The following is a 23,633-nucleotide window of genomic DNA, read 5'->3' as shown; positions in this document are numbered from 1 at the left end:
GCCACCTTGCCGTCTCGCACCTGATCCTTGCCGGTCCGAGCCTACAGGTGGAAACGGTTCCCATTACGCCTAGTTGGGGGAGTCGCCTACGCCTGGTCGGGGGAGTCACTGGAGTGAAGCCAGGACGGACAGCAGTCGGTCGATCTCCTCAACGGTGTTGTACACATGCAGACTCACCCGGACCGAACCGGTCTTCTCGCCCGCGTCGCCCTGGCAGTGGTGGTCCGAGCGGACCATGAAACCGTGGCTGAAGAGGATGAACCCCAGATCGCCCGAGTCGATGGCGCGGTGCCGCAGGGTGACGATGCCCTGGCGCCGCTGCACGGTCGAGTCGGCGGCCAGGCTCAGCGGGCAGCCGAGGATCTCGTAGGCGTCCAGATGGCGCAGCCCCTCGGTGAGCCGGGCCGCCAGGGCGACCGTCCACTCCTCGACGCGCTCCACACCGGCGGCGTCCAGCCAGTCCAGGGCCGCTTCGAGCGAGGCGATCCCGACCGTGTTCGGCGTGCCGCTCCACCCGCCGGGCGTGAACGCCGGGCCGCGCTCCTGCCGGGCCCACACCGCCCCGGACCCGGGCAGGGCCAGCGCCTTGTGCCCGGAGAAGACGACGAAGTCGACGTCCAACTCGGCCACGGACACCGGCAGATGCCCCACGCTCTGCGCCGCGTCCAGGCAGATCACCGCGTCCGGGCCGACCGCCCGGCGGATCCGCTGCACGTTCATGTCGCCGCCGTAGACATGGTGCACATGGGTCGTGGCGACGAACCGCGTGCGCGGCCCGGCCCGTTCGGCCAGCGCGCGGTGGTCGTAGTCCCCGGAGCCGCTCTGATACGGCATCGGCACCACTCGGACGTGCGTGCCCTCGCGGGCGAGCAGCCGCTGGACCTCCCGCCACGGCGCGATGTTGGCCTGGTGGTCGGCATCCGGTACGACGATCTCGTCACCGTCGCGCAGGAACCCCGGCAGCCAGTCGCGGGCGATCGTGCGCAGCCCCTCCGTCGTGCCGCTCGTGAAGTGGACGGCGGAGCGCTCCGGTTGCCGGTCTCCCAGGAACCGGGCGACGCGCTCGCGGGTGCGCTCGACCAGCTCCGTCGTCCGGTTGGCCCATGTGTAGGTGCCGCGTGCCGCGTTGGCGTTGCTGGTGGTGAGGTACCTCTGCACGGCGTCCAGCACGGCCTGCGGCTTCTGCGCCGTCGCCGCGCTGTCCAGGTACGCCAGCTCCGGGTGGCCGGTGACGATGGGGAACTGGGCGCGCAGCGCCTGCTGCCACGGGCGCAGATCCTCGCGGATCGCGGGTGCGGTCATGGCGGTCAGTCCCGCACCAGGGGCGCGCCCGCGTCCCGCCAGGCGATGATGCCGCCGGCCAGGCTGCGCACGTCGGGATGGCCCATCCGGGTCAGCAGCGCCGCGTACCGGGCGGACTGCTCGCCCACCGGGCACGCCAGCAGCACCGGACGGCTCCGGCTGAACGGCAGTCCGCCCTGGAGGAGTTCGGCGAACATCTCGTCGACGATGTTGACCGACCCGTCGATGTGCAGCGCCGCGTACGCGTACGGGCTGCGCAGGTCGACCACGAGCGGTCCCTCGGAGTCGATCCACCGCCGGGCCTCGGCCACCGTGACCGACGGCGCCCCGCCGACCTCCGCCTCGGTGAGATCGGCCGGCGAGTTCTTCCGGGGCGGCCGGCCCAGCAGGTCGGGCCGCCGCTGCCGGACGTAGCTCAGATAGCTCTCCACGCGGTCGCAGACGATGAACACCGCCGTCCGGCGCTCGGTCAACTCCTCGTCGACGGCGCGCAGATGACGGACGGCCCCGTGGTAGGCGGCGCCGCCGGTGGGTCCGCCCAGGATGCCGCAGCGGCGGTTCAGGGTCAGCATCCCCTCGATCGCCTCGTCGGAGCTGACCGACTCCATCGTGTCGTACGTCTCCGGGTCGAACAGGCCGACCTCCTGCACCTCGTCGATGGTGCGGATCCCGGGGATGAAGTCGGACTTGGCCGCGACCAGCCCGACCACCCGCACCGAGGGGTCCTCCTCCCGCAGGGCGCGGGCCACGCCCGTGGAGGAACCGGCCGTGCCCACACACGCGACGAACCAGTCCGGCACCCGGCCGTCCAGGTCCTTGACGATCTCGGGGCCGGTGCCGGTGAGATGCGCCTCGGTGTTGCGCGGGTTGAAGTACTGGTCCGTGTGGAGGTAGGCGCTGCCGGAGGCGGACAGCGTGCGGTGGAAGAGGGTCAGCGGATCGTCCGTCGCGGTCGGGTCCAGGCACTCGCTCTGCCCCGGCAGCTCCTCGATCTGAGCGCCGAGCAGCAGCAGGAGGTCCTTGATCTCCGGCACCCGCATCCGGTTGGTGACGCTCTTGAAACCGAGGCCGTGCATGCCCGCCAGGACCGCCAGTGCCTTCGCCGTGTTGCCGCTGGACAACTCCACGACCTGGCTGCCCTGTTCGACCGCCTCGGTCAGCAGCGGACGGGCCATGTTCCAGGCCGCCCGGTCCTTGACCGAGCCGAAGGGGTTGAGCATCTCCAGCTTCGCGAACAGGTCGATGTTGCGCAGGCCGTGCACGGCCGGGTCGATCCGTACCAGAGGGGTGTTGCCTATCGCATCGGTGATGCTGTCGTACCTCACTGAGCTCCCCCCGAGGGCGTGATCGGCCAGAACTGCTCGTCCAGGCACCAGCGCCAGGCGTCGCCGTCCTGCCAGGCGGCGACCTTGCGGGCGGCGGGCTGGTGCTGGGCGCGGGTGGCGTGGAAGTCCATGGCGTAGCCGGCGGTGTTGGCGAAGGCCAGCAGGTCGCCGGGGGCCGGACGGCGCGGCAGGAACACCGTGCGCCGCGTGATCAGATCGGTCTCCAGGCACAGGCCGCCGAAGAGGTGCACGGCGACGGGCCCCTCGCCCGGCCCGGCTCCGCTTCTGGGGATGACGACCGGGTCCATCAGTACTCCGTGGTCCTCCAGGGCGATGTCGTCCGCCTTCGCGGCCAGCCGTACGAGCAGTGCGCCGTCCGCCTCCTGGGAGCGGACCTCCAGCACCCTGGCCAGCGTCAGCCCGCACTGGTCCAGCAGCGCCCGGCCGGGCTCGCTGTGCAGGTCGTACAGGTGCTCCAGCAGCAGGGAGGCCAGCGGGTGGCCGCCCAGCGAGGCGGCGGGCTGCGCCAGCAGTTCGTCGAGATAGGCCGCGCCGGCGACGGACCGGTGGGCGGGGTAGAGGCCGAGCGCGCCGCGCAGGGTGCCCGCTTCGTTGCGCAGCCCGTAGCCGTGCCCGCCCCAGGTCAGCGGCGGGCGGCGGCCCAGGACAGCGGCCGTGAGCGCGCTCGTGTACGCCTCCCACTGCTCCCGCTCGGCCAGGTAACTGACGCCGAACCCGCCCCCGATGTCCACGGCCCGGGGCCGCAGCCCCCGGCTCCGGCACGCTTCCAGGGCCGCGAGGGAACCTTCGAGGGCGGTCGCCTTCTCCGCGACGCTCGTGGTGTCCAGGTGGTAGGCCACGCCCGTCGGCTCGACCGCGTCGCCGTGCCGCTCGACCGCCTTCAGCAGGGGATCCAACTCCCGTACGGGCGTGCCGAACCGGCTGCGCCGGCTCAGCATCTTCACCCCCGACGTCTCGAAGCCCGACAGCCGCAGCAGCACCCGCACCGGAACGAGCGCGTGCCCCCGCACCAGTGCGGCGAGCTGATCCAGTTCGGCGACGCCGTCGACGCCGACCGTGACGCCCGTACGGGCCGCGAGCCACAGGAACTCGGGGTTCTTCGGACCCGTGGCCATGATCCGGTCGGGTGTGAAACCGGCCCCCAGCGCGTGCTGCAACTCGCCCAGCGACGCGACGTCCACGCCCGCGTCCGTGGCGGCCAGCCGGCGCAGCAGCGCGCTGGACCGGTTCGCCTTGTGGGCGTAGTAGACCTGGCCGGACAGGTGGTGCCCGCGGTACACGGCGCGGAACCGCTCCAGGTTCTCGGCGACCTGGTCCGGCACCACGACGTGCAGGGGTGAGCCGAGCGCGTCGGTGAGCGAGTGCAGTGTCCCCGTCGCCGTCAGGAGCGACCCGAGCCGTGGTTCCAGTCGGGGTTCGAGATACAAGGGCCGGCCGTCCATGCGCGCTCCCTCCCCTGTAGCGGCTACGCCCGGCATCCGGGCACGTCCGACACTCCCCGCGTTTCGCCGTATAGCCCATATCCATTCTTCGGTCGCTTTACGCCCTGTAAGGCCCGGGCCTGTCCCCGCGCCGGTGTGAAGCGGATCACGGTTTGGCCGGGCGGCGCGCGCCGGGCGCGAGGCCGAGGCATCCGCCGTTCGGCCGGGACTTCGCAGGTCGGGCCGGTGGGTCGGGGCCGTTCGGCCGATGCGGCGGCCCTCCGCCACGACGCGGAGTGGGGGGCTGCCCGCGGCCCCCCCACCAGGGGTCCGGGCCGGACGAGTTCGCGTGCCGGAACGGGGCGTACGCCCCCTGCCCACGCCGGCCCCGGCAGTCCGGGAGGGGTCCCGGCAGGGCCTTCCTACCCTGGCGTCCCGCGCCGCCGCACCGGCGGACGGGGCGCAGTGGACCGGCGACGTCGCGGGTGGTTTCACCGGTGGGGAAGGTGCGTGAGCCCCGTGCTCGACCGCACGCAGGACACGGCGACGGGCGTGGGCAGCGCCCTGCTCCGGCAGGGGCAGCGGACCAACTCGGCGCTCGTCGTGGACCGCAGGCTGGGCGAGGGCGCATTCGCCGAGGTCTACCGGGTGCGGCACCACATCCTCGGGCGGCAGGCGCTGAAGCTGTTCAAGCACGTGGCCTCGCTGGAGGCGACGTCCCGATGCTCGACGAGGCCCGGATCCTGTCCACCCTCGGACACCCCAACGTCATCCGGGTGTTCGACGCCGGCACCGTGCAGACCGCCGGGCTCGGGGAGCACTGCCCCCTGGTCCGGAACCGACCGCCGCCGCCATCGCGTACGGCGTGCAGGACGCCTCGGAGTCCACCCACTGGATGGTGTTCGACCTGGGCGGCGGCACCTTCGACGCGGCCGTGATGAGCAAGCGCGACGGTGAACTGCAACTGCTCCAGCACATCGGGCGACCCGCGCCTGGGCGGCAAACTCATCGACTGGGCCATCGTGGAGGACCTGCTCGTCCCCGCCGTCCGGCGCGACCTGGCTCTGTCCGGCTTCGCCCGGCGCGACAACCGGTGGCGGGCCAATTTCGCCAAGCTCAAACTGGCCGCGGAAGACGCCAAGATCGAGCTGTCCCGGCGCGACACCTACGACATCGTCCTCGACCTCGCCGACGGCGAAGGCGGCACCCCCCTTCGAGTACACCCTCACCCGGGGCGCCCTCGACGACCTCGCCCAGCCCTTCTACACCCGCGCGATCAAGCTCTGCCGGGACGCCCTCGCGGAGAGCTCCCTGCGGCCCGACCACATCGACCGGCTCCTGCTCGTCGGCGGGGCGACCCCCGCCCCGGGTTCACCGTGGAACGCTCCGACGGCACCGGCACCGGCACCGGCACCCGGCAGCGGCTCGCCCCGGACACCCTGTCGATCACCCACGCCCAGGTGCTGCCCGGCGACGCCGTCCTCACCAGCACCCTCGGCATCGGCAAGGCCGACGGCTCCTTCGCGCCGATGCTGCGCAAGGGCACCGCCCTGCCGGCCTCCGTCACCAAGACGTTCGAGACGTCCATCCCGCTGCGCCGCTCCCAGCCCGACGCCGTCATCCGCATCCCGCTGCTGGAGGGCGAACGCCGGCGCGCCGACCGCAACACCCGCGTCGGGCTGCTGGAGATCCGGCCCCGGGACGTCCGCTTCGACCTGCCCGCGCAGACGCCCGTCGAGGTGACCTTCGAGATCAGCGCGACGAACCGGGAAGTCACCGTCACCGCCGACATCCCCGTCGCCGACGCCCAGTTCGAGGCGGCCATCGACCGCTCCCAGCTGGTGGCGCCCACGCACGACGAACTCGTCGACCGGCTGCACGACTTGGAGCAGCGCACGCACGCCCTGCGGGAACGCGCCGAGGAGGTGCACTCCGAGCAGGCCCTCACCCAGCTCGACGACCTGTCCGACGACAAGGCCTTCGGCCATCTGCGCAAGGAGGTCGACGCGGCGGCCGTCGACACGGGAGCGGCCGGTACCAGCGACCGGCGCATCCGCGACCTGGAGGCCCAGCTCGACGACGTCGAGGAGGCCATCGGCATCCCCGGCCTCCAGCACGAGCTGTGGGACCTCCTCAACAACTGCGAGGACCTCATCGAACAGACCGGCGGCGGACCGGCCGAACGCCGCGAACTGGAGAACCTGCGCACCCGCGCGACCAGCGCCGGCGAGGACGGCAGCCCGGCCGGACTGCGCCGGCTCGCCGACCGGGTGCGCGACTTCCAGGTCGACCTCCTGCGCCGCAGCGACCAGTGGGACTTCCTCGTCTTCCAGTCCCTCGTCGACCTGCGCGACGAGATGACCTCCGCGCCCAGGCCGACGCCGCGATCGCCGACGGCCGCCGAGCCGTCGCCGCGGGCGACCGCACGGCCCTGTCCGCCGTCAACCAGCGCCTGCGCCGCCTGCTGCCTCCGGGGGTCTCGGAGGAGCGGCGGATCGACGGGGTGCAGGAGAGCCGGTGAGCCACATGAGCGACCAGACGGGCGCGCTCGACGTCGTACTGCTGGTGTCACGGGCCGGATGCTCGCCCGGTCCGGGGAACCGGACGGTGCACTCCGGCTGTTGCGGGAGCGTACAGGGGACGTTACTCACAGTCTCCCCAGAGCCTCCATCAGCCGCACGCGCGTACGGCTGCTCGGCGAGGTCCAGGACGCCCTGTGACGGGCCGGTGACATTCGGGACGAACCCGTAGCGGGTGTACGGGGCAACGTAGTCGGGGGGTGACGGGTCGTAGTGGGTGCAAGGGCTGAAGCCCGCGCGTTCACACGAAGACCATGGGGGAAAGCATGAACGTCCGTACCCGAGGCATCCGTACCGCCGTGGCCGCGCTGGCGGCCGCCGCCGGTGTCGCCGCACTCGCCGTCCCGGCCACTGCCGTCACCGCACCGGCCTCCGACACCCCCCGGTTCCTGGAGCCGGCCGAACTGCCGCCGCACCCGACCTCGCCCTGGTACGCCGGTCCCGTCACCGCCGGCCAGCCGGACCCGCTGCCGGCCTGCGTGGGCGACGCCCTGCCGTCCATCGCCTCGCACCGCTCGTACTGGACCGAGTACGACACCAACGCCCAGCAGATCACGGTCGTGGAGCGCAGTGAACAGCGGGCCAAGGACTTCGCGGCGCTGCTGCGCAAGGACCTCGCCGGCTGCGCGAAGAAGCTGATGGAGCAGGACCCCGACATCACGGCGACGCAGAGGTACTACGGCCGGCTGAACGTCGAGGAGGGCGCCCATGTCTACGGCGTCCACACCGCTTCGGCGTGGGGTTCCTCCGACATCGGCCTGTTCTCGGTCGGCCGCGACGGCACGACCGTGACGGTCGTCCGCTGGGGCCAGATGGGCAACTTCCAGCACGCCCAGGTGTCCGACTTCAAGGCCACCACCGTCACGGCGGTCAACAAGCTGTACTGACAGTGACTGCCAGGACTGCCAGGACTGCCAGTCACTGTCAGTACTGACGGGCTCAGTCGCGCCCGTCGTACACGAGAAGCCCGTCGTCGCGCAGCCGTGCGCCGGGCGTCGGCGCGTGAGCGCTGAGACGCCCGTCGTGCATGAGGTGGTGAGCCGGTACGCCGCGCGCGAGTACCGCGAAGTCGGCGATCAGCCGGCGGTGGCAGCGCCACCACACCGCCTCGCTGCACATCACGGCGGTGCGGACGTGCGCGGCCTCGCGCAGCACCCGGTCCATCGCGGTGACGAACTCGGGGGTGCGGGTGTGGGCGGCGTAGCCGCGGAAGGAGGCGTTGCGCCAGACGGTGTCCGGGCTGTCCGCGGGAGGCGTGCGGAACCCGCCGAGAGCGGGTTCCCACCGGTAGGCGATGCCGCGGCCCGGCATCCACTCGGCGAGCCGCCGCCGCGACAGATCGGGGTCGCGGCGGCTGCCGGGAGCGGTCCGCACGTCCACGACGGCCGTGACACCGGCGTGGCCCAGCAGCTCGGCGATCCGGTCCCGGTCGGCCGTGCTGTGCCCGAAGGTCAGCAGAGGCACCTCCACAGCGCCGGACTTTCCCGTCCTGGCGGTCCTACACCTGACACCCGGTCGATGCCCGGGGCGCGGATCATCCCTGCCGCACCGGTACCACGACCATCTCCGCGACATTGACGTGCGGCGGCGCCGACACCGCGAAGGCGATGGCCTCGGCGATGTCCTCGGAGGCCAGGGGCTCCACGCCGGTGCGCAGGCGGGACAGGGCCTCGCGCATTCCGAGGTCCTGCATGTCCGCCCCGAGTTCGGTGCCGGTCACGCCGGGCTCGATGTTCTTCACGCGGACACCGCGCGGCCCGAGTTCGGCCCGCAGGTTGCGGGTGAGATGGGCGACGGCCGCCTTGGTGGCGCAGTAGACGGACCAGTCGGGAAAGAGGGCGTGCCCGCCCACCGAGCCGACGTGGACGAGGTCCGCCGGGCCGCCGCGGGCGCCCGCGGCGAGGAGGTCGTCGGCGAAGGCGCGGGAGGTGTGCAGCAGGCCCCGCAGATTGACGTCGATCATGCGGTCCCACTCGTCGGCCCGGCCGCGTTCGAAGGGTGCGCCGAGCATGACGCCGGCGTTCGCGACGACCAGGTCGACGGCGCCGAGCGCCTCGCTGACGGCGTGCGCGGCCTCGGGCACGGCCCCGGTGTCGGTGAGATCGACGGCGACCGGCAGGACGGTTCCGGGAGCGTCGCGGCGAAGTTCCCCGGCCAGAGCCTTGAGGCGGTCCTCGCGGCGGCCCAGCAGCGCGACGCTCGCGCCGCCGTCCGCCAGGCGGCGCGCCGTCGCGGCACCGATCCCGCTGGAGGCGCCGGTGACGACCGCGACCCGGCCGGTGAGGGGGAGGGAAGGGGAGGTGTGTGTCATGCCGTCCACCGTGCGTGCGCCGTGCACGCTCGACCAGGCCGCACCGCCCGGAGGAGAGCGGATCGTAGGAGTGGCGCGGCCACCTTGCGGGCTCCCGAGGTCCCACGGCCGGACCTACGGTGGAGGACATGAACAGCGACAACGGCCTCGGCCGGTTCCTGAGTGCCCGGCGTGCCCTGGTCAGCCCCGAGGAGTCGGGGCTGCCGACCGGGAGCCGGCGCCGGGTGGCGGGGCTGCGCCGGGAAGAGGTCGCGATGCTGGCGGGGGTGAGCACCGACTACTACGTCCGCCTGGAACAGGGCCGGGAACGGCACCCCTCGGCGCAGGTGGTCGACGCGCTGGCCCGGGCCCTGCGCCTGGAGGACGACGCGGTCGAGCACCTGCACCGGCTGGCACGCCCCGTCGCCGCCCGCCCGCGTGGCCGTACGCGGCCCGAGCTGGTGAGCCCGGTCCTGCTGCGCATGATGGAGGGCTGGCACAGCACTCCGGCGGTGGTCCTGGGCCGCTGTCTGACCGTGCTGGCCCACAACGCCCTGGGACGTGGGCTGTTCGCCGGTCACACTCACAGCGGTGACCTGCTGCGACTGGTCTTCCTCGACCCGGACGCGCGGGAGTTCTACCCGGACTGGGACCGCGTGGCGGTCAATACGGTGGCCGGGCTGCGGGCCGCCGCCGGGACGGGCCACGACGACCCGCTGCTCATCGCGACCGTCGGCGAACTGTCGTTGAAGAGCGAGGAGTTCCGCCGACTCTGGGCCCGCCACGACATCCGCCAGAAGACCCGTGAGACCAAGCGCTTCCGGCACCCGCAGGTCGGTGAACTGACGCTGGACTACGAGTCGCTCACCGTCAACAGCGCCCCCGGCCAGCAACTCGTCGTCTACCAGGCCGCCCCGGGCAGCCCGTCCGAACAGGCGCTCACCCTGCTGGGCAGCCTCGGTGCCGGCGAGCGGCACCCCACCGATACGACCACGGAATCAACCAAGGACTCTCGCACATGAACGACAGCACGCCCGTCTGGCTCATCACCGGCTGTTCCAGCGGCCTCGGCCGCGCCCTCGCCACCACCCTCCTCGAACGCGGCCACCGGGCGGCGGTCACCGCTCGCGATCCGCGCGCCGTCGCCGACCTGGCCGCAGGCCACGGCGACCGGGCCCTCGCCCTGGCCCTCGACGTCACGGATCCCGCTCAGGTCACCGAAGCCGTCGAGCGGGCGGAAGCACGGTTCGGGCGGATTGATGTCCTGGTGAACAACGCCGGCTACGGCTATCTCGCCGCCGTCGAGGAAGGGGAGGACGCGGAGATCCGGGCCCTGTTCGACACCAACGTCTTCGGGCTCGTCGAGACCACCCGGGCCGTCCTGCCGGGCATGCGCGCCCGCCGGGCCGGTCACATCGTGAACATCTCCTCCCTCGGCGGCCTGGCGGCCTTCGGAGCCACCGGTTACTACCACGCCACCAAGTTCGCGGTGGAGGGGCTGTCCGAGTCGCTCGCCGCCGAAGTCGCCCCGCTCGGCATCGGGGTGACGATCGTCGAGCCCGCCGCGTTCCGCACCGACTGGTCCGGCCCCTCCATGCGCCAGTCGGCCACCGAGATCGAGGACTACGCGGCGACGGCCGGCGCACGCCGTGCCGCCACCCTGGCCACCTACGGTCACCAGCCGGGCGATCCACTGCGCGCGGCCGCGGCCGTCATCGACGCCGTCGAGTCCCCCGAGCCCCCGTTGCGCCTGCTGCTGGGCAAGGCCGCGTACGACATCGCCACCGCGCGGCTGGACACGCTCCGGGCCGGCTTCGACACCTGGCGGGACGTCACCGTCGGCGCCGACTACCCGGCAGCCTGAACGGCTGATTCCAGGCACGCGAACAAGCCAACCCGGCCCCAGTCCCTGGTGTGCCCCCTCCCCTCGGGTGATGATTGAATCATTAACTAAACCGGAGGAGGACTCGGATGAGCATCGCCCTCGTGCGCAACCCGGGCGAAGGCACCCTCTACCGCTACTACGACAGCGTCCAGGAGCAGGTCGTGTCGGCTTCCGAGACGAACGGAGTCGTCAGCGTCCTGCGGCTGACCATGCGCCAGGCGGACGCGCCGCCCCTGCACACCCACAGCCGTGAGGACGAAAGCTGGGTCGTTCTGTCCGGCCGCGTCCGGTTCTGGGTCGGCTCGGCCTCACTCGACGCGTGCGACGTCCATGACGCCGAGCCGGGCGCCTACGTCTTCGGCCCCCGGTCGGTCCCTCACACCTTCCAGCCGCTCACCACGACGGCGGACCTGCTGGTCATCAACAACCCCGGCGCCATCGAAGGCTACTTCCGGTCGGTCGGCCCCGCCGACGCGCGTCATGACACGGACCACGCCGAGATGCTTGCCCGGTACGGGGTGACACTCCTGGACGCTCCGCCCACGCGGCCACGTTCGTCGTGACCCGCATCCGTCGTCCAGATGTCCCGGAAGAGACCTGTGGCTTTCTGACCCGCCGCCGTGGGCCGACGGCGAGCAGGGCGTCGCGGAGCTATTGCGGCAGTTGACGCACCTGACCGTCGTCTGTCACCTCGTAAAGGTCGACGCGCAGGAGCCGCCGCACATGTGCCGGGACACGCTCGGCGGCCTTGACCGATGAGGTCGGCACGACCAGCGCGTACCGTACTTCCGGTGACTCGCCGGTCATACGGCGCAGGAGCTGCCCGTAGGCGATGTCGGCGTCGATGCCCTTCTCGCTGGTCCGTCCCCTGGCTTCGCACACCAGCCGTTCGCTGCCGCGGACCGCTTCGAGATCGGTCCAGCGGTCCGTCGGGTCCACCGGTGTCCAGCCCTGGGCCAGGAGCCAGGTGCGAAAGGCGTCCGTGACCCGCTCCTCGTCGCTGTCGCGGGCCAGGATCTTCCTCAGCGCCGATAGGTCCGCCTCCGGGTTGCGGCGCAGGCGGCCGCGGCTGTCCGCGTCGAGGTCGGCGGGGCGGACCACCACCAGCCGCAGGCCGTGGGCGGGGATCTCGGTGTCGCGTCGGGCGTCGTACAGAGCCCGCTGCTCGCCCCGGTGGACGCCGCTGATGGTCAGCCTGTCCGGCTTGTCGAAGTGCGGCACGGGCTGGTCGTGCTGCAGTTCCCGGTATTCGACGACGAGTCGGTGCCCAGGCCAGTAGGCGTCGACGGGCAGTTTGGCCCGCCGCCCGCTCGTCCCGGCGTCACCCAGCAGCCAGTCGAACTTGTGCTGGGCCAGGGCCGCTTCCCCCAGCACCTTGTTGCACAGATCGACGACATACGCTTCGTCGCTTTCGGGTCTCTGTCCCATGGTCGGCATGATGTCACCGGCTGACGGCACCGAGCGGCTCAGTCGTCGAGGCGCGGCTACTGCTACATGACGGACCAGGGGATCGTCATGCCCGGGGCGCGCGGGTCCGGTCAGGCTGCTTGGGCCTGCGTCGCGGCTGGGGCAGACGGTTGCGGGCGGGCGCGCAGCCGCACGGTCAGCGCGCTCACACAGCCGGCGAGGGTGCCGAAGACGAGCGCCGCAGACACACCTGAGCCCACGGAGACGTAGTACAGCAGTGGCCCGCCGGTGCTGCCCTGATAGGACAGCAGCGAGTTCCAGATCCCACTCACTCCGACGCCGAGGGTGGTGGCGGCGACGGCGCCGAGCGCATAGGCAGGGTAGGTCACGCGGTCGAGCAGGACGGCCAGCAGCCGCAGACCCCACCAGACCAGGGCGAGCAGCGCCACATCACCCAGCCGGTACAGCAGCCAGCGTCCGTCGAGGGAGCTGGTGGGCATGGCCCAGGCGCTGAGCTGGACCCACTGCCGCAGCAGATCACCGGGCTCGGACAGCCGCCCTCCGCCACCGAACCCGGTCTGGATGCGCCCGGCGACCCGGTCGTTGGAGAGCACGATGAGGGCGAAAGCGACCACAGCGGTGCCCAGGGTCGCGGCGAGCCGGGCGGTGGCGGTGGTCGGCACGGCCGGGCGTGGTTCTGCTGTCGCCTCGCGCCGCAGCAGGGTCATCAGGCCGGTGGCCGCCGCTGCGGCCACCAAAGCGGCACCCATCGGGAGTTCGCGGCCCTGGGACATGGCGCTCGCGAGGTTGGGGAGCAGCCGGAATGCCGCCGAGCCGCCGGAAGCGACCATCCACGGCGCGGAGACGGTGACAGCCAGCATGGCCGCCGCGATGCCCCAGCCCCACAGGGCTGCCACGGTGACCACAGCGCGCCTGACACCGTGCCCCGAGAGCCGACGCAACAACGGCAGCGCGCCGCAGGGGAAGAGAAGGACGAGCGCTGCGTAGCGCACCCGCATGGCGCTCTCTCTCAGAGCCGCGTAGTCCGCGCCGTGACCGACCGCGCCGGCGGGATCGGTGAACTGAGTTGAGGACGGGAGGTCGGTCGACCACGGCATCGTCCACGCCAACAGGCGGTTTGCCTGGTCGGGGCCGAAGAAGCGCGTGGCGCCGGGCAAACTGAGTGCGTGGGCGCTGGAGCCCGCCCACCAGAGCAGTCCAGCCAGCAACAGCGCCCCGAAGAGCGCCGGTCCAAGCGCACGCCGATACGCCATTGCTTGATCCCCCCTCTGCCCGCTGCTGCGGGTTCCGCTTCCGCCCGGTCGGCGGAGGCATGACAACGGCGACAGATGTACCAGACACTGAAGGCGCGGTCACCTTCGTGGGGCAAGAGCCGGGTCCCGGCCCGAAGTCCCAGAGAGGTCCCAGACGTGCCGCCGCACCCCTCCAGACCTGCATCAGCGCAGGTTGGGCAGGGTGCGGCGGCACCCGCTGGTCAGATGTCCCGGAAGATCTCGATCTGCGCCCCGATCGAGTTCAGCCGCTCCGCCAGGTCCTCGTAACCCCGGTTGATGACATACACGTTGCGCAGCACCGACGTGCCCTCCGCCGCCATCATCGCCAGCAGGACGACCACCGCGGGGCGCAGGGCCGGCGGGCACATCATCTCGGCGGCGCGCCAGCGGGTCGGGCCCTCCACCAGGACGCGGTGGGGGTCCAGCAACTGCAGCCGGCCGCCCAGGCGGTTCAGGTCCGTCAGGTAGATCGCGCGGTTGTCGTAGACCCAGTCGTGGATGAGGGTCTTGCCCTGGGCGACCGCCGCGATCGCCGCGAAGAACGGGACGTTGTCGATGTTCAGGCCGGGGAACGGCATGGGGTGGATCTTGTCGATCGGCGCCTCCAGCTTGGAGGGCCGGACGGTGAGGTCCACCAGCCGGGTGCGGCCGTTGTCGGCGAAGTACTCGGGCGTGCGGTCGTGGTCGAGGCCCATCTCCTCCAGGACCGCGAGCTCGATCTCCAGGAACTCGATGGGCACGCGGCGCACCGTCAGCTCCGACTCCGTCACCACGGCCGCGGCCACCAGGCTCATCGCCTCGACCGGGTCCTCGGAGGGGGAGTAGTCCACGTCGACGTCGATGGTGGGCACGCCGTGCACGGTGAGCGTGGTGGTGCCGATGCCGTCGACCTTGACGCCGAGGGCCTCCAGGAAGAAGCACAGGTCCTGGACCATGTAGTTGGAGGAGGCGTTGCGGATGACGGTGGTGCCGTCGTGCCGGGCGGCGGCGAGCAGCGCGTTCTCGGTGACCGTGTCGCCGCGCTCGGTCAGCACGATGGGGCGGTCGGGACGCACCGAGCGGTCGACGATCGCGTGGTACTGGCCCTCGGTGGCCGCGATGTCGAGACCGAACCGGCGCAGCGCGATCATGTGCGGCTCGACCGTGCGCGTACCGAGGTCGCAGCCGCCGGCGTAGGGCAGCTTGAAGTGGTCCATGCGGTGCAGCAGCGGACCGAGGAACATGATGATGGAGCGGGTGCGGCGGGCCGCGTCCGCGTCGATGGCCGACAGGTCCAGCTCGGCGGACGGGACGATCTCCAGGTCGACACCGTCGTTGATCCACCGGGTGCGGACGCCGATCGAGCCCAGCACCTCCAGGAGGCGGTACACCTCCTCGATGCGGGCGACGCGGCGCAGCACCGTGCGCCCCTGGTTGAGCAGCGAGGCGCACAGCAGCGCGACACACGCGTTCTTGCTCGTCTTCACGTCGATGGCGCCGGACAGCCGGCGGCCGCCGACCACCCGCAGGTGCATCGGACCGGCGTAGCCGAGGGACACGATCTCGCTGTCGAGGGCCTCCCCTATGCGCGCGATCATCTCAAGGCTGATGTTCTGGTTGCCGCGCTCGATCCGGTTCACGGCGCTCTGGCTGGTTCCGAGCGCCTCCGCCAGCTGCGACTGGGTCCAGCCCCGGTGCTGCCGGGCGTCACGGATGAGCTTGCCGATGCGTACGAGGTAATCGTCTGCCATGCGGTCGAGGTTATCTCAGATATGAGATGGCACCCGGCCGGGGGGTCCGTTCGGGTGACGGGAAGTCAATCCTCCCCGGTGGCTTCAGGGTCGGCGACTCGTGCGCGTGCGTCGCCACCCGAAAGGTCCGGGCAAATCCATGGATGTCGTACGACGTCCCGTACTGCTGCGGGTGTAACGCGGGCCGTTCTTTCCGCCGCCGGTCGTGATGGACCAGGAACGCTTGTTGATGTTCAGGCGCACCCCCGGAAGGATCCGGAAACTCTTGCGGAACGTGAGCGGCATGCCTGTCTCCCCTCCATTTGTGGTGTGGACTCCTGGTTCGGATACCCCGGAGAGGGATGGGCATGACCGCGTGGCGGACGCCGGGGCATGACCTACCGGCCCCGGTGTACTAGAGTTATCTCGACATCGAGATATCTGCCGGGGAGCACCGCAGCCGCCAGCCCGGTAAGGCGTACCTAACTTAGCCTTACCTTAGCGGATCGGCCGAGATGCCGTGGCGGCAGGATCGTGGTGGTACGCGCACATCAATGAAGGAGACTGTCGTGTCGGCGAACAGCTTCGACGCCCGCAGCACGCTGCAGGTGGGCGACGAGTCGTACGAGATCTTCCGGCTGGACAAGGTGGAGGGCTCGGCCCGCCTTCCGTACAGCCTCAAGGTCCTGCTGGAGAACCTGCTCCGCACCGAGGACGGCGCGAACATCACCGCCGACCACATCCGTGCCCTCGGCGGATGGGACTCGCAGGCCCAGCCCAGCCAGGAGATCCAGTTCACGCCGGCCCGCGTGATCATGCAGGACTTCACCGGCGTTCCCTGTGTCGTGGACCTCGCGACCATGCGTGAGGCCGTGAAGGAGCTGGGCGGCGACCCGGCGAAGGTCAACCCCCTCTCCCCGGCCGAGCTGGTCATCGACCACTCCGTCATCGCCGACAAGTTCGGCACGAACGAGGCCTTCGCGCAGAACGTCGAGCTGGAGTACGGCCGCAACAAGGAGCGCTACCAGTTCCTGCGCTGGGGCCAGACCGCCTTCGACGACTTCAAGGTCGTCCCGCCCGGCACCGGCATCGTCCACCAGGTGAACATCGAGCACCTGGCCCGTACGGTCATGGTCCGCAACGGCCAGGCGTACCCCGACACGCTCGTCGGCACCGACTCGCACACCACCATGGTCAACGGCCTCGGTGTGCTGGGCTGGGGCGTCGGCGGCATCGAGGCCGAGGCCGCCATGCTCGGCCAGCCGGTCTCCATGCTCATCCCGCGCGTCGTCGGCTTCAAGCTCACCGGTGAGCTCACGCCCGGCACCACCGCCACCGACCTCGTGCTGACCATCACCGAGATGCTGCGCAAGCACGGCGTCGTCGGCAAGTTCGTCGAGTTCTACGGCGAGGGCGTCGCCGCCACCTCCCTGGCCAACCGCGCCACCATCGGCAACATGTCGCCGGAGTTCGGCTCGACCGCCGCGATCTTCCCGATCGACGACGAGACGATCAAGTACCTCAAGCTCACCGGCCGTTCCGAGCAGCAGCTCGCCCTCGTCGAGGCGTACGCCAAGGAGCAGGGCCTCTGGCTGGACCCGGCCGCCGAGCCCGACTTCTCCGAGAAGCTGGAGCTCGACCTGTCGACGGTCGTGCCCTCCATCGCCGGCCCGAAGCGCCCGCAGGACCGCATCGTCCTCGCCGAGGCCGCCCAGCAGTTCGCGAAGGACGTCCTCAACTACGTCGACGCCCCCGTCGCCCAGCAGGCCGCCGCCTCGGCCTCCCCGGTGGACGAGGCGAGCGCCGAGTCCTTCCCGGCCTCCGACGCCCCGGCCTACGGCAGCCAGGAGAACGGTGCCGGCGCCCCGCAGCACGCCGACGGCACCGGTGCCGTCGTCCCGTCCAACCCGGTCACCGTCACCGCCCCCGACGGTACGAAGTACGAGCTGGACCACGGCGCGGTGACGGTCGCGGCCATCACCTCCTGCACCAACACCTCCAACCCGTACGTCATGGTCGCCGCCGCGCTGGTGGCCAAGAAGGCGGTGGAGAAGGGCCTGACCCGCAAGCCGTGGGTCAAGACCACCCTCGCCCCGGGTTCCAAGGTCGTCACCGACTACTTCGAGAAGGCGGGCCTGACCCCGTACCTCGACAAGGTCGGCTTCAACCTCGTCGGCTACGGCTGCACCACCTGCATCGGCAACTCCGGCCCGCTGCCGGAGGAGGTCTCCAAGGCCGTCAACGACCACGACCTCGCGGTCACCTCGGTCCTCTCCGGCAACCGGAACTTCGAGGGCCGGATCAACCCCGACGTCAAGATGAACTACCTGGCGTCCCCGCCGCTGGTCGTGGCCTACGCGCTCGCCGGTTCCATGAAGGTGGACATCACCCGTGACGCCCTGGGCACCGACCAGGATGGCAACCCCGTCTTCCTGAAGGACATCTGGCCCTCCGAGGCCGAGGTGAACGAGGTCGTCGCCAACGCCATCGGCGAGGACATGTTCTCCAAGTCCTACTCGGACGTCTTCGCGGGCGACGCCCAGTGGCAGGCGCTGCCGATCCCGACCGGCAACACCTTCGAGTGGGACCCGCAGTCCACCTACGTGCGCAAGCCCCCGTACTTCGAGGGCATGACGATGGAGACCACCCCGGTCTCCGACATCTCCGGCGCCCGTGTGCTGGCCAAGCTGGGCGACTCGGTCACCACCGACCACATCTCCCCGGCCGGTGCCATCAAGGCCGACACGCCGGCCGGCAAGTACCTCACGGAGCACGGCGTCGAGCGTCGCGACTTCAACAGCTACGGCTCGCGCCGAGGCAACCACGAGGTCATGATCCGCGGCACGTTCGCCAACATCCGCCTGCGCAACCAGATCGCGCCGGGCACCGAGGGCGGCTACACGCGTGACTTCACGCAGGAGGGCGGCCCGGTCTCCTTCATCTACGACGCCTCGCAGAACTACCAGGCCGCCGGCATCCCGCTGGTCGTCCTGGCCGGCAAGGAGTACGGCTCCGGCTCGTCCCGCGACTGGGCCGCCAAGGGCACCGCGCTCCTGGGCGTCAAGGCCGTCATCGCCGAGTCCTACGAGCGCATCCACCGCTCGAACCTCATCGGCATGGGCGTCCTCCCGCTGCAGTTCCCGGAGGGCCAGTCCGCCGAGTCCCTCGGCCTGACCGGTGAGGAGACCTTCTCCATCTCCGGCGTCACCGAGCTCAACGAGGGCACCACCCCGCGCACGGTGAAGGTCACCACCGACACCGGCGTCGAGTTCGACGCGGTCGTCCGCATCGACACCCCCGGCGAGGCGGACTACTACCGCAACGGCGGCATCATGCAGTACGTGCTGCGCAGCCTGATCCGCAAGTAAGCGGACCCGTAAGGCAGTTCAGTGAAGTTCGAGGGCCGCGTTCCCGGGTGACCGGGGGCGCGGTCCTCGCCTTGGTGCAGGTCCTGGACCGGGTCACTCGCCCCGGTACTTCGCCGCCGCCGCGTGTGCGAGGTCCTGCGATTTCTCCAGGGCCTTGTCCACCGACTGCTGCCCGGCGATGGCCGCGGCGATCTGTTCGGAGACCGCCGTACCGAGCACGGCGAACTCGGGGATGCCGAGGAAGCCGATACCGCTGTAGGGGCGGGGGCCGACGCCGGGGTTCTTCGGGTCGGCGGAGTCGGTCGCCGCCGTGTACTCCTGCCGGTACCAGGCGTCGGCCGCCTGCTGGTACTGGGGGTTGGAGTAGAGCGACTTGCGGTTCCCGGCGGGCGCCGCGGTCCAGCCCACCTCCTGCCCGACCAGCTCCTGGTACTCCTTGGAGGAGGCCCAGGAGATGAACTCCCAGGCGGCGTCCTTGTTCTCGGCCGCCTGCTGGATGCCCCACGCCCAGGTCCACAGCCAGCCGGCCTTCTCGGTCCGGTCGTGCGGGGCCGGGACGTAGCCGACCTTGCCCTTGACCGCGGAACCGTCGGCCTCGATCGACGAGGCCAGCGACGTGGCGTCGTACATCATGGCGCACTTGCCCTGGACGAACCTGTCGAGGATCTCCAGCACGCCCGTCCGGTGGGCGCCGGGCTGACCGTGGGAGCGGAGCAGGTCGACGTAGAACCCGACGGCCTTCCTGACCTCGGGGGAGGTCAGGCGCGCGTTCCAGTCCATGTCGTACCAGGCGCCGCCGAAGGTGTTGACGACCGTGTTGAGGGGGGCGAGGTTCTGGCCCCAGCCGGGCAGGCCGCGCAGGCAGATGCCGCTCGCGCCGTCGGTGCCGTCGACCCGGGCGGCGAGGCCGGCGACCTGCTGCCAGGTCGGGTTCGGCGGCATGGTCAGGCCGTCCTTGCGGAAGAGGTCCTTGCGGTACATGAGGAAGGAACCCTCGCCGTAGAACGGCTCGGCGTAGAGCTTGCCGTCCTCGCCGGTCAGTGAGGACACCAGGTTGGGGAAGACGTCGTCCTGGTCGAAGTCCTCGTCCGCCTTCACGTAGGAGTCCAGCGGGGCGAGCCAGCCGTTGTCCGCGTAGATCGGCACCTCGTAGGCGCTCACGCTCGCCACGTCGTAGGTGCCGGCCTGGGTCGCGAACTCGCGGTTCATCCGCTCCCGCGCCTCGTTCTCCGGCAGCAGGGTGTAGTCGACCGTGATGCCCGTCTGCGCGGTGAAGTGCCTCTTGGTGAGCTTCTTCAGGGTCTGCATCTGGGACGCGTCCATCGCGAGCACCCTGATGTCGGCCTGCTCGTCGCCAGGCGCGTCCGTGTCACCGCATCCGGCGAGGACCAGGCCTGCGACAGCCGTGGCGGCCACGGCCGCCCGGGCGAGGCGACTGCGTTTCATGACACTCCGGCCCCTACCCATCTTTGCTGTTTCATAGGCATTTCGGGACAAATCGTATTACTCAGGAACGGCCCCGCCGGGCCGCCGCGCGTCTGGAGAGCGCGTCGGCCGCGACGGCGGCCAGCAGCACCCCACCCGTGATCATGAACTGCACGGCGTCCTCCACCCCCAGCAGCCCCATGCCGGAGGCGACCGACTGGATGACCAGCACGCCGAGCAGCACGGACCAGGGCGAGCCACGCCCGCCGAACAGGCTCGTACCGCCGATGACCGCCGCCGCGATCGCGTTGATCAGCAGCATCCCGGAGCCGGCCGCCCGGGCCGTCGTGGGGCTCGCCGAGGTCAGGCCCGAGGCCACGAACAGCCCGCCGATCGCGGCCAGCGTCCCCGACAGCATGAACATCGCGACCCGCACCCGCTCCACCGAGATGCCCGCCCGGCGCGCCGCCTCGACGCCGCCGCCGAGCGCGAACACCCGCCGCCCGTACCGCGTACGGCGCAGTACGTAGTCCGAGACGACGAGAACCACCAGGAAGATCAGCAGCGCCAGCGGCAGCCCCTGGAAGCGGTTGAGCGTGTAGGCGGCGGTGAAGGCGAGCGCCGCGAGGACACCGGTGCGCACCCAGATCTCGACCGGCGGCCGGTACGGCATCCCGGCGGCCCGGTGCCGGGCACGCTTGTGGTGGGCGGCCAGGACGTACCCGGCCGTACCGAGCGCAGCCACCGCGTAGGCCGCGATGTCGTCCCCGAAGTGCCGGCTGGTCAGGGAGGCGACCAGACCCTCCTCGTCGATGTTGATCGTGCCGCTCGCGCCCAGCAGGTCGAGCGTCAGGCCGTTCCAGATCAGCAGCCCCGCGAGGGTCACGACGAACGCGGGCACGCCGAGCCAGGCGAAGAAGAACCCGTGGAAGGCGCCCACCGCCATGCCCCCGGCGATCGCGACGAGCACCGCGAGCCACTCCGGCATCCCGTGGTTCACGTTCAGCACGGCGAACACGGCACCCGCCAGCCCGCTGACCGAACCGACCGACAGATCGATCTCCCGGATCAGCAGCACGAACACGATGCCGACGGCGACCAGGCCGGTCCCGACGATGTCCACGCTGATGTTGGACAGGTTCCGCGGCGAGAGGAAGTTGTCGTCCAGCGCCTGGAAGAGGCAACAGATCAGGATCAGCCCGGCGATCACCAGGAGCGGCCCGCGCTCGCCGTCCCGCACACTGCCGCGCATCTCCAGGGCGTAGCGGCGCAGCGTGCCGGACCAGCCGCGGATGTGCGGCGGACGGCCGGACTCGACCGGCGTCCCGGCGCCACCGCCCGGCGCGGTCGGCCCGCCGCCGCGGTGCGGCCCGCCCCCGGTCACGGCCACGCCTCCTCGCCGCCCTTCGCGCGATGTGCCACGGCGTTGTCCGCCGCCCCGGTGACGGAGGAGATGATCTGCTCCTGCGTCACGGTGCTCACATCGAACAGACCGTTGTTGCGGCCGAGGCGCAGCACGGCGACCCGGTCCGCGACGGCCTTGATGTCGCCCATGTTGTGGCTGATGAGGATGATGGCCATACCGCGGTCGCGCACCTCCTCGATGAGGTCGAGCAGATGGCTGGTCTGCTCGACGCCCAGGGCGGCGGTGGGCTCGTCGAGCAGCAGGACCTTGGGCGCGCCCATGAGCGAGCGGGAGATCGCGACGGCCTGCCGCTGCCCCGCGGACAGCGCCGCGACCGGCATCCGCACGTCGGGGATACGGATCGACAGGGTCCGCATCAGGTCGCGGGCCCGGCGCTCCATCTCCACCTCGTCGAGGATGCCCACCCGGTCGATCTCCCGGCCGAGGAAGAGATTGCCCACGACGTCGAGGTTGTCGCACATGGCGAGGTCCTGGTAGACGGTCGCGATGCCCAGGGCGTGGGCGTCGTGGGGGCGTTTGATCTGCACGAGGTGCCCCTCCCACTCGATGACGCCCCGGTCGGCGGGACTGACGCCCGAGATCACCTTGATCAGCGTGGACTTGCCGGCGCCGTTGTCGCCCGCCAGGGCCACGACCTCACCGGCCCGGACCTGGAGATCGACGTCCACGAGAGCCTGCACGCCACCGAACCGCTTGGAGATGCCGCGCAACGCGAGTACGGGCGGATGGGCCACGGGGATCACCTCCCTCACCGGGTGAGCCCGATCCGGTCGCAGGCCGGCCGGAGCTTCGGAGTGCAGATCTGGTCGATCGTGTAGATGCCGTCCCGGACGAGCGTCCGCCCGATGGTCTCGGCCGTCACGGCGACCGGGTCGAGCAGCACCGCCGGGACGTCCCGCGTGGTGGGGCTGTCCACGGTCGACGTCACGAGCACGCCCAGGTCGTTGCCGCGCGCCAGGGCGACGGCCATGGCGGAGGCCGCCTCGGTCTCCTGCCGGAAGGGCTTGTAGACGGTCATGTACTGCTCGCCCTTGACGATGCGCCGCACGGCGTCGAGGTCGGCGTCCTGGCCGGTGACCGGGGGCAGCGGCGAGACGCGGGCGCTCTTGAGCGACGCGATGACGCCGGCGGCGATCGAGTCGTTGGCCGCGAGCACCCCGTCGATCTGGTTCGGGCCGAGGGAGCTGATCGCGGCGGACATGTGGTCATGCGCGTTCTCCGTGCGCCAGCCGAGGGTGTTGTACGACTTGAGGATCCGCACCTTGTCCCGGAGGACGGACCGGGCGCCGCCCTCGTACCAGGCGGCGTTGGGGCTGGACGGGTCGCCGTTCACCATGACGACGCCGCCGTCGTCGGCCCGGGCCCCCATGCCCTTGAGCAGCGCCTCGCCCTGGAGCCTGCCGACCCGGTCACCGTCGAAACTGACGAAACCCGAGATCGGGCCCTCGGCGAGCCGGTCGTAGGCGACGACCGGGATGCCCGCGCGGTCCGCCGCGCGGACGGAGGAGCGCAGCGCCTTGGGGTCGACGACGTCCAGGATCAGGACGGACACACCCCTGGTGATCATGGAGTTCATCTGCTGCCGCTGGCTCGCCGCGTCGTTCTCCGCGTTGGCGTACAGGACCCGGCAGTCGGCGCACAGCTCCTTCACCCGCTTCTCGATCATGGGCTTGTCGGACTGCTCCCAGCGGGGCACCGCGCGGCTCGGCAGCAGCAGCCCGACGGTGAACCCGCCCTCGCCCGCGCCGCCGTCCTCGCTGCAGCCGGCCAGCGCCACCGCCATGACAGCCGCGACGAGTCCGGCCCCCACCCGCCACCTACGGCCGCTCATCCCGCCCCTCCCTCCTGGACCCGGCGTCGTCCCCGGCGGCGCCCCGGCCCTGGCTCGCCCTCGTGTCGGGGCGCCCGACCTGGCCCTCATCGCGATCCGGAGTCCGGGCTCCGTTCGGTTCCGGGTTCGGGTTCCGGTTCTGGTTCCGGCCCTGGGCCCGGTCGTCATGGCTGTCCCGGGCGCTGCCGTCGCCCGGGCCCGGGCCCGACTCGCGGTCACGGTCACGGTCGCGGTTGCGGTTCCGGCCCGATCCGGGGGGCTGGCCTTCGCCCGGGTTCGGGTTCCGGTTTCGGTCCCGGGCCCGGTCATCGTGACTGTCCCGGGCGCTGCCGTCGTCCGTGCCCGGCTC

19 protein-coding genes are annotated in these 23,633 nt (G+C 71.2%); 6 read left to right on the top strand and 13 right to left on the bottom strand.

What is annotated here, in order from left to right:
* Window positions 1-105: 105 nt before the first annotated feature.
* The 3 genes from ABZ192_RS06485 to ABZ192_RS06475 are packed head-to-tail and all read right to left on the bottom strand — an operon-like array spanning window position 106 to window position 4,090.
* The gene (locus ABZ192_RS06485) at window positions 106-1,302 is read right to left on the bottom strand and encodes an aminotransferase class V-fold PLP-dependent enzyme (protein ID WP_356923395.1); all 1,197 of its coding nucleotides are present in this window, start codon (window positions 1,300-1,302) and stop codon (window positions 106-108) included.
* Between the two features lie 5 nt (window positions 1,303-1,307).
* Complete coding sequence (locus ABZ192_RS06480; RefSeq protein ID WP_356923394.1) at window positions 1,308-2,627, bottom strand: pyridoxal-phosphate dependent enzyme; 1,320 nt, start codon at window positions 2,625-2,627, stop codon at window positions 1,308-1,310.
* On the bottom strand, window positions 2,624-4,090 hold the full coding sequence (locus tag ABZ192_RS06475; RefSeq protein WP_356923393.1) for a Y4yA family PLP-dependent enzyme: 1,467 nt from the start codon (window positions 4,088-4,090) through the stop codon (window positions 2,624-2,626). The genes ABZ192_RS06480 and ABZ192_RS06475 overlap by 4 nt, the downstream gene beginning before the upstream one ends.
* A gap of 1,083 nt (window positions 4,091-5,173) precedes the next feature.
* Here ABZ192_RS06475 and ABZ192_RS06470 point away from each other — a divergent pair.
* A complete protein-coding gene (locus tag ABZ192_RS06470; RefSeq protein ID WP_356923595.1) occupies window positions 5,174-5,812 on the top strand; it encodes an Hsp70 family protein in 639 nt (212 codons plus the stop codon).
* 1,102 nt (window positions 5,813-6,914) lie between these two features.
* Window positions 6,915-7,535 carry a hypothetical protein gene (locus ABZ192_RS06465; protein WP_356923392.1) on the top strand — a complete coding sequence of 207 codons (621 nt, stop codon included), beginning with the start codon at window positions 6,915-6,917 and terminating at the stop codon, window positions 7,533-7,535.
* A 52-nt stretch (window positions 7,536-7,587) separates the two neighbouring features.
* Here the strand turns inward: ABZ192_RS06465 and ABZ192_RS06460 are convergent, their stop codons facing one another.
* On the bottom strand, window positions 7,588-8,118 hold the full coding sequence (locus tag ABZ192_RS06460) for a DUF488 domain-containing protein (RefSeq protein WP_356923391.1): 531 nt from the start codon (window positions 8,116-8,118) through the stop codon (window positions 7,588-7,590).
* A gap of 64 nt (window positions 8,119-8,182) precedes the next feature.
* On the bottom strand, window positions 8,183-8,959 hold the full coding sequence (locus ABZ192_RS06455; protein ID WP_356923390.1) for an SDR family oxidoreductase: 777 nt from the start codon (window positions 8,957-8,959) through the stop codon (window positions 8,183-8,185).
* Window positions 8,960-9,087: 128 nt separating this feature from the next.
* Here ABZ192_RS06455 and ABZ192_RS06450 point away from each other — a divergent pair, with 128 nt between their 5' ends.
* The 3 genes from ABZ192_RS06450 to ABZ192_RS06440 all read left to right on the top strand — a co-directional run bounded on the left by ABZ192_RS06450 (window position 9,088) and on the right by ABZ192_RS06440 (window position 11,386).
* Window positions 9,088-9,960: a helix-turn-helix transcriptional regulator gene (locus ABZ192_RS06450; protein ID WP_356923389.1), complete on the top strand. Its 873-nt coding sequence runs from the start codon at window positions 9,088-9,090 to the stop codon at window positions 9,958-9,960.
* A complete protein-coding gene (locus tag ABZ192_RS06445; RefSeq protein WP_356923388.1) occupies window positions 9,957-10,802 on the top strand; it encodes an oxidoreductase in 846 nt (281 codons plus the stop codon). The genes ABZ192_RS06450 and ABZ192_RS06445 overlap by 4 nt, the downstream gene beginning before the upstream one ends.
* A 107-nt stretch (window positions 10,803-10,909) precedes the next feature.
* A complete protein-coding gene (locus ABZ192_RS06440) occupies window positions 10,910-11,386 on the top strand; it encodes a cupin domain-containing protein (protein WP_356923387.1) in 477 nt (158 codons plus the stop codon).
* A gap of 88 nt (window positions 11,387-11,474) precedes the next feature.
* Here ABZ192_RS06440 and ABZ192_RS06435 read toward each other — a convergent pair whose 3' ends face one another.
* From ABZ192_RS06435 to ABZ192_RS06420, 4 genes are all read right to left on the bottom strand, one after another.
* On the bottom strand, window positions 11,475-12,251 hold the full coding sequence (locus tag ABZ192_RS06435) for a hypothetical protein (RefSeq protein WP_356923386.1): 777 nt from the start codon (window positions 12,249-12,251) through the stop codon (window positions 11,475-11,477).
* A gap of 110 nt (window positions 12,252-12,361) precedes the next feature.
* Entirely contained in the window at window positions 12,362-13,504 is a 1,143-nt protein-coding gene (locus ABZ192_RS06430; protein WP_356923385.1) for a hypothetical protein, read from the bottom strand.
* Between the two features lie 221 nt (window positions 13,505-13,725).
* On the bottom strand, window positions 13,726-15,255 hold the full coding sequence (locus tag ABZ192_RS06425) for a UDP-N-acetylglucosamine 1-carboxyvinyltransferase (protein WP_356923384.1): 1,530 nt from the start codon (window positions 15,253-15,255) through the stop codon (window positions 13,726-13,728).
* 84 nt (window positions 15,256-15,339) lie between these two features.
* The gene (locus ABZ192_RS06420) at window positions 15,340-15,540 is read right to left on the bottom strand and encodes a DUF4236 domain-containing protein (protein WP_086602445.1); all 201 of its coding nucleotides are present in this window, start codon (window positions 15,538-15,540) and stop codon (window positions 15,340-15,342) included.
* A gap of 263 nt (window positions 15,541-15,803) precedes the next feature.
* Here ABZ192_RS06420 and ABZ192_RS06415 point away from each other — a divergent pair, with 263 nt between their 5' ends.
* Window positions 15,804-18,602, top strand: coding sequence for an aconitate hydratase (locus ABZ192_RS06415; protein WP_356923383.1), 2,799 nt, complete (start codon window positions 15,804-15,806; stop codon window positions 18,600-18,602).
* A 93-nt stretch (window positions 18,603-18,695) separates the two neighbouring features.
* Here ABZ192_RS06415 and ABZ192_RS06410 read toward each other — a convergent pair whose 3' ends face one another.
* The 4 genes from ABZ192_RS06410 to ABZ192_RS06395 form a co-directional block, all read right to left on the bottom strand.
* The gene (locus ABZ192_RS06410; protein WP_356923382.1) at window positions 18,696-20,048 is read right to left on the bottom strand and encodes a sugar ABC transporter substrate-binding protein; all 1,353 of its coding nucleotides are present in this window, start codon (window positions 20,046-20,048) and stop codon (window positions 18,696-18,698) included.
* A gap of 61 nt (window positions 20,049-20,109) precedes the next feature.
* Window positions 20,110-21,417, bottom strand: a complete 1,308-nt coding sequence (locus tag ABZ192_RS06405; protein WP_356923381.1) for a sugar ABC transporter permease — start codon at window positions 21,415-21,417, stop codon at window positions 20,110-20,112.
* Window positions 21,408-22,187: an ATP-binding cassette domain-containing protein gene (locus ABZ192_RS06400; RefSeq protein WP_356923380.1), complete on the bottom strand. Its 780-nt coding sequence runs from the start codon at window positions 22,185-22,187 to the stop codon at window positions 21,408-21,410. The genes ABZ192_RS06405 and ABZ192_RS06400 overlap by 10 nt, the downstream gene beginning before the upstream one ends.
* 14 nt (window positions 22,188-22,201) lie before the next feature.
* Window positions 22,202-23,284 (bottom strand): substrate-binding domain-containing protein, encoded by a 1,083-nt coding sequence (locus ABZ192_RS06395; RefSeq protein ID WP_356923379.1) that lies wholly within the window; start codon window positions 23,282-23,284, stop codon window positions 22,202-22,204.
* Window positions 23,285-23,633: the final 349 nt, after the last annotated feature.

It is taken from the genome of Streptomyces sp. NPDC006235, from assembly GCF_040613735.1.
In the GTDB taxonomy this organism is placed as follows: Bacteria; Actinomycetota; Actinomycetes; order Streptomycetales; family Streptomycetaceae; genus Streptomyces.
Note: the sequence above shows the minus strand (reverse complement) of the source record. Positions and strands in the feature narration are given on the sequence as shown.

Excerpts from the sequence above, each read along its gene's own strand:
- ABZ192_RS06485 (WP_356923395.1), bottom strand. The coding sequence starts at position 1,302 with ATGACCGCACCCGCGATCCGCGAGGATCTGCGCCCGTGGCAGCAGGCG.
- ABZ192_RS06475 (WP_356923393.1), bottom strand. The coding sequence starts at position 4,090 with ATGGACGGCCGGCCCTTGTATCTCGAACCCCGACTGGAACCACGGCTC.
- ABZ192_RS06465 (WP_356923392.1), top strand. The coding sequence starts at position 6,915 with ATGAACGTCCGTACCCGAGGCATCCGTACCGCCGTGGCCGCGCTGGCG.
- ABZ192_RS06455 (WP_356923390.1), bottom strand. The coding sequence starts at position 8,959 with ATGACACACACCTCCCCTTCCCTCCCCCTCACCGGCCGGGTCGCGGTC.
- ABZ192_RS06450 (WP_356923389.1), top strand. The coding sequence starts at position 9,088 with ATGAACAGCGACAACGGCCTCGGCCGGTTCCTGAGTGCCCGGCGTGCC.
- ABZ192_RS06445 (WP_356923388.1), top strand. The coding sequence starts at position 9,957 with ATGAACGACAGCACGCCCGTCTGGCTCATCACCGGCTGTTCCAGCGGC.
- ABZ192_RS06440 (WP_356923387.1), top strand. The coding sequence starts at position 10,910 with ATGAGCATCGCCCTCGTGCGCAACCCGGGCGAAGGCACCCTCTACCGC.
- ABZ192_RS06435 (WP_356923386.1), bottom strand. The coding sequence starts at position 12,251 with ATGGGACAGAGACCCGAAAGCGACGAAGCGTATGTCGTCGATCTGTGC.
- ABZ192_RS06430 (WP_356923385.1), bottom strand. The coding sequence starts at position 13,504 with ATGGCGTATCGGCGTGCGCTTGGACCGGCGCTCTTCGGGGCGCTGTTG.
- ABZ192_RS06425 (WP_356923384.1), bottom strand. The coding sequence starts at position 15,255 with ATGGCAGACGATTACCTCGTACGCATCGGCAAGCTCATCCGTGACGCC.
- ABZ192_RS06420 (WP_086602445.1), bottom strand. The coding sequence starts at position 15,540 with ATGCCGCTCACGTTCCGCAAGAGTTTCCGGATCCTTCCGGGGGTGCGC.
- ABZ192_RS06410 (WP_356923382.1), bottom strand. The coding sequence starts at position 20,048 with ATGAAACGCAGTCGCCTCGCCCGGGCGGCCGTGGCCGCCACGGCTGTC.
- ABZ192_RS06395 (WP_356923379.1), bottom strand. The coding sequence starts at position 23,284 with ATGAGCGGCCGTAGGTGGCGGGTGGGGGCCGGACTCGTCGCGGCTGTC.